The 5,802-nt window shown below is 74.0% G+C and carries 2 protein-coding genes; both read right to left on the reverse strand.

The genetic code is table 11. The features are described from left to right. Window positions 1–113: 113 nt before the first annotated feature. Window positions 114–3,149: a non-ribosomal peptide synthetase gene (locus tag ACZ38L_RS35665; RefSeq protein WP_465701533.1), complete on the reverse strand. Its 3,036-nt coding sequence runs from the start codon at window positions 3,147–3,149 to the stop codon at window positions 114–116. A gap of 178 nt (window positions 3,150–3,327) precedes the next feature. Then, window positions 3,328–5,802: type I polyketide synthase (locus ACZ38L_RS35670; protein WP_465701537.1), on the reverse strand; the 2,475-nt coding region annotated here is incomplete at its 5' end.

A 5,802-nucleotide genomic window follows, 5' to 3' on the forward strand; every position in this document is an offset into this window, starting at 1 on the left:
TACTATGCTCGCCTCCCCCCCCCCCCCCCTCCCCCCCCCCCACCCCCCCCCCCCCCCCCCCCCCCCCCCCCCCCCCCCCCCCCCCCCCCCGGCGGTGCGGCGCGCGGGTACGGTCAGGGCCGCCGGTCGGCGCGGGCCAGGCCGGCCACCCGGGCGAGGGTGGGCTCACGCAGGATCGAGGCCAGGTGGGACATGAACGCCTCCTCCTGGCCGGGCTCCAGCACCTCGCCGCAGACGCCGGCGAGCATCGCGAGCAGTGCCACCGAGTCCCCACCCAGGCGGTGGAAGTCGGCCGTCCCGTCGAGGCGGGAGCGTGGCACGCCGAGGGTGCGGGCCCAGATCCCGGCCACCGCCTCCTCGACGGGGTCCACCGCTGCCGCCTGGTCGCTCCCGGGGTCCGCGGTGGCCCCGGGTGCGTCGGCGAACGGGTCGGGCAGGGCACGCGCGTCGATCTTGCCACTCACGGTGTAGGGCAGTTCGGAGAGCACCAGAATGGCCGCGGGCAGCATGTACGAGGGCAGCCGGCCGGCCAGGTGCTCGGCCAACTCGCCCTCGGTGACGGCCGCGTTGGTCAGCACGTACCCGTAGAGGGCCTTGCCCGGGCGGCCGGGGCGTGCCCGGGCGATCACCACGGCCCGATCCACGGCCGGGTGCTCCTCCAGGGCCTGGGCCACCTCCGCGGGCTCCACCCGGTGGCCGCGCACCTTGACCTGGTCGTCGATCCGCCCGACGCACTCCAGCTCGCCCGAGGGCAGGGTGCGGACCAGGTCGCCGGTGCGGTAGACCCGGGTGCCGTCGGCGAGACGGACGAAGCGCTCCCGGTTGAGGTCGGGCCGCCCGAGATAGCCGCGGGCGAGCTGCGCGCCGCCCAGGTACAGCTCGCCGATCTCGCCGGGGGCGACGTACCGCCGGTCCTCGTCGAGCAGGTGGGCAGTGGTGTTGTCGGCCGGCAGGCCGATCGGCACGACCGTGCCGTGGGCGTCCCGCACCGGGTCGAAGGTGTGCGCGGTGCAGCCGATGGTCGCCTCGGTCGGCCCGTACTCGTTGATGATCCGACAGTCGGGCCCGAACATCTCCTGCGCCCGGGCGGCGACCTCCACCCGCAGCTGCTCACCGATCACGATCACCGCGCGGTAGCCGGTGGGCGCCAGGTCGAGGCGGCCGATCAGGTCGAGGTGGGAGGGGGTCAGGTTCAGGGTGTTGGCGCCGGAGTCCTCCAGCAGGTCGCGGAGCGAGAGGTGGGTGGGTTCCGCCCGCATCAGGATCACCTCGCCGCCGACCACCAGCGGCAGGAAGATCGAGGTGCCCGTGACGTCGAAGGAGAGCGAGGTGACCAACGGCAGCCGGGTGTCGGCGTCCACCCCGAACTCGCGGGTGCCCCAGTGCAGGTAGTTGACCAGACTGCGGTGCTCGATCTGAACACCTTTCGGCCGACCGGTCGACCCGGAGGTGTAGATGACGTAGCAGAGGTCCGACGGATCGATGATCGCGTCCTGGAACTCCTCGGGGGTGGTGCCGTCCAGGGCCAGGTCGTCCAGGATCAGCGGGCGGCAGCCGGTGGGGACGCAGTCACGCTCGTCGTAGGGGCGTGCCACCAGGCAGAGGGCGCTGCCGGCGTCGGTGAGCAGGTCGGCGATCCGCGCGTCGGGGTGGCGGGTGTCCAGCGGCAGGTAGGCGGCGCCGGCCCGCAGCACGCCCCAGAGCCCGGCCACCGCGGCCACCGTACGGTCCGCCAGCAGGCCGACCACCGTGCCGGGTCCGGCGCCCTGGCGGCGCAGTTCGGCGGCGACGGCGTCCGCGCGGCGGCTCAGCTCCGCGTAGGTCACCTTGCCCTCGGGGCCGCTGAGGGCGATGCGGTCGGGAGTTCGCTCGACCTGTTCGCGGAAGAGCTCGACCACCGAGCGTTCGGAGGGCAGCGGACGGTCGGTGTGGTTGCCGGCCCACTCGCGGTGGGCTAACGGGGAGAGCGCGTCCGCGACGGTCTCCAGTAGGGCTTCGGCCCGCTCGGCCATGCCGGGCTCGTCGTGCCAGGCGACGGTGATCTCGGTGCGCCCGGGACTCTCCATCAGGTCGATCTCCGGCGGGCCGCCGGGGCTGACACCACCGAGCGAGTAGACGGCGGTGGTCCGGAAGTCATCGGTGGACAGCTCGTCGTGGTCGAAGCCACCGAGCTGCGAGAGGTAGGCGCTGGCGTGGTAGCGGCGCTTGCGCCAGGCGGCCCGGTCGATCCCGGTGTTGATCACCTTCATCAGCGGCACCGGCATCTTCAGCAGCCAGGAGGCGAACGGCAGGGCCAGCTCCGCCCGTTCGGCGAGCGAGCCGAGCAGCCGCTGCTGCACCTCCTGCCAGTCCTCCCCGGCGGCGACGTCCACTCGCAGCGCGTGCACCAGCATGGCGGTGGAGCGCGACTCGGGGGCGTGGCGGCGCAGGTCGACCGGGACGAAGAACCGGCCGTCTCCGGTCTCGGTGCTCGCGGCGAGCGCGGCGGCCACCTTGGCCACCGACGCCGGGTGGCGGCCGTCGACCGTGCGCCGGCGCCAGAGCAGCCGGGGCGAGTGCGGCGCGGGGCTGCCCACCAGGGAGGGCCACTCGAGCTTGGAGACGGGCGCCGTCCGCGGCTCGGTACCGGGCGGGAGCAGGCTCTGGGCCAGTTCGTGGTGGTTGAGGGTGGCGTCGTGGCCCAGTGGCGGCTCGCCGCGCAGGACCCGGAAGACGTCGGTGATCCACAGCAGCAGGCCGCGGGCGTCGGTGATGCCGTGGAAGGCGCGGAAGACCAGCGTGGTCGGCGTCCCGGGGACCACCACCACCTCGCAGGTCGCGCCGGTGCCGTCCAGCTCCCGGTGCAGCGCCGGGCTGTCGAGGCGCTCGCGGTCGAAGGCGCCGGCTTCCAGCACGTGCAGCGCCGGCGCGATGCCGCTGTCCACCCACCGCCGGCCCTCGCGCACCAGCCGCATGCCCGGGGAGGCCTCGGCGGCGATCGCCATCGCCTCGGCGAGTTCGTCGGCGGACAGCGCGCCTTCGCCCTCCACCACGTGCTGGACGAGGCACAGTGCCGGCCGCAGGCCCAGGAAGGCCCACTCCATCGCCGTCACGTCCCGGCTGTAACGCCCGGGATCGGTGACGACTCCCGCCGCCGGCGGGACGGTCAAACGTTTGTTGTCGTGTTGAGTTATCACCGGTGATCGTAGTCTTTTCTGACGGTCGGATAGGGGATGCCGCGGAAGGGACATCCGGTGGAACGGGAGACGGCCCTGGCCCGGACGCGCGCGGCGCCCGAGCCAGGGCCAGGTCAACTACTCCTCAGGCTCGACTTCTCGTCCCAGGTGGTCAGTTGCCCTCCTGGGACCGGCCGAGCTGGTCGTTGATGAAGGCGAAGAGCTCGTCGTCGGAGGCCGCCTTGAGCTGCTCGGTGGCCACTGCCCCGCCCGTCGGCGCCGCGGGGACGGAGAGCTTGCCCAGCATCGCCTGCAGCCGGGCCGCCAGGGCTCCGCGCAACTCACCGTCGGGGACCGGCGCCGCCCCGAACGCCGCCTCCAGACGGTCGAGTTCGGCCAGCAGCGGCTGGACGGAGGCGGCCGGAGCCGGGACGATCTCGGCCAGCAGCAGCTCGGTGAGGGCGGCCGGCGTCGGGTAGTCGAACACCAGCGTAGCGGACAGCCGCAGGCCGGTGGCCGCGTTCATCCGGTTCCGCAGCTCGATACCGGTCAGCGAGTCGAACCCGAGCTCCTTGAAGGCCCGTTCGGCCTCGACGGACTCCGGCCCGGCGTGCCCGAGGACGGCCGCGACCTGCGTGCAGACCAGGTCCAGCAGCAGCTTGCGACGCTCCTCGGTGTCGAGGCCGGCCAGCCGCTGCTCCAGCGTCGGCCCCTCGACGGCCTCGGCCGCAGCGCGAACGGCGCGGCGCGCGGGGGCACGCACCAGGCCGCGCAGCAGCGGCGGGACGGCTGCCGGGTCGGCGTGGGCACGCAGCCCGGCGACGTCCAGGCCCATCGGAGCGACGGTGGTGCGACCGAGTCCGGCCGCGGTGTCGAGCAGCTCCAGGCCCTGGGCGGAGGAGAGCGGGGTGATGCCGCCTCGGGACATCCGCTGCAGGTCCGTCTCCGCCAGGTTGCCGGTCATCCCGCTGCTCTCGGCCCACAGGCCCCAGGCCAGCGAGAGTGCGGGCAGGCCGAGTTGGCCGCGGTGGGTGGCCAGCGCGTCCAGGAAGGCGTTGGCGGCCGCGTAGTTGCCCTGCCCGGCGCTGGAGAAGGTGCCGGCCACCGAGGAGAAGAGCACGAACGCCGACAGGTCGAGCCCGGCGGTCAGCTCGTGCAGGTTGAGCGCGGCGTCCACCTTGGGACGCAGCACGGCGTCCAGCCGCTCGGGCGTCAGGGCGTTGACCACGCCGTCGTCGATCACACCGGCGGTGTGCACGACGGCGGTGAGCGGGCGCTCCAGCTCGGCGAACAGCTTGGCCAGCGCGTCGCGGTCGGCCACGTCGCACGCCGCGACGCGCACCGAGGCTCCCAGCCCCTCGAGCTCGGCGGTCAGCTCGGCCGCGCCCGGCGCGTCGGCGCCGCGCCGGCTGGTGAGCAGCAGGTGCCGGACGCCGTGCTCGGTCACCATGCGCCGGGCCACCAGGGTCCCGAGGGTGCCGGTGGCACCGGTGACGAGGACGGTGCCGTCCCGGTCCAGCGGGGCCGGGACGGTCAGGACGACCTTGCCGATGTGCTTGGCCTGCGAGACGAAACGGAACGCCTCCGGTGCCCGGTGGACGTCCCAGGTGGCGATCGGCAGGTGCGTCAGGGCGCCCTGGTCGAACAGGGCGAGGACCGCGGCGAGCATCTCGCCGGTGCGCTCGGGGCCGGCCTCGATCAGGTCGAAGCCCTGGTAGTGCACGCCCGGGTGGTCGACCGCGACCTGCTCGGGGTCGCGGACGTCGGTCTTGCCCATCTCGACGAACCGACCACCGCGCGGCAGCAGCCGCAGCGAGGCGTCCACGAACTCCCGGGCGAGGGAGTCCAGGACCACGTCCACACCACGGCCGCCACTGGCCGCGCGGAAGCGCTCCTCGAACTCCAGGTCACGCGAGGAGGCGATGTGCGCCTCGTCCAGACCCAGCGAGCGCAGCGCGTCCCACTTGCCGGCACTGGCCGTGCCGTAGACCTCGGCGCCCAGGTGGCGGGCCAGCTGGACGGCGGCCATGCCCACACCACCGGCGGCCGCGTGGATCAGGATCGACTCACCGGCCCGCAGCCCGGCGAGGTCGACCAGCGCGTAGTAGGCCGTGAGGTAGACCACGGGCACGGAGGCGGCCTGGGCGAAGGTCCAGCTGTCGGGCATCCTGGCGATCATCCGACGGTCGACCACGGCGACCGGGCCGAACCCACCCGAGAGCATGCCGAACACCCGGTCCCCGACCGCCAGGTCGGTGACACCCGGGCCGACCTCGAGGACCACGCCGGCGCCTTCCAGGCCCAACAGGCCCGCGTTGCCCGGGTACATGCCCAGCGCGTTCAGCACGTCACGGAAGTTCAGGCCACTGGCCCGCACTCCGATCCGCACGCTGCCGGGCTCCAGCGGCGCGACCGCCGCCGGGTGCTCCACCAGCGCCAGGTTGTCCAGCGTGCCCTTGACCGGGATGCCCAGCCGCCAGGCGGCCGCGCCCTGCGGCTCGGTCAGCGCCTCGTCCGTGGCGACCCGGGCCAACCGCGGCACGTGGCAGCCGCCCTCACGGATCGCCAGCTCCGGCTCACCACTGGCCAGCCCAACCGCCACCGAGGCCACCGAGGTCGCCGCCGCGTCCAGATCCAGCAGCACGAA

The organism is Kitasatospora sp. NPDC024654 (assembly GCF_055559155.1).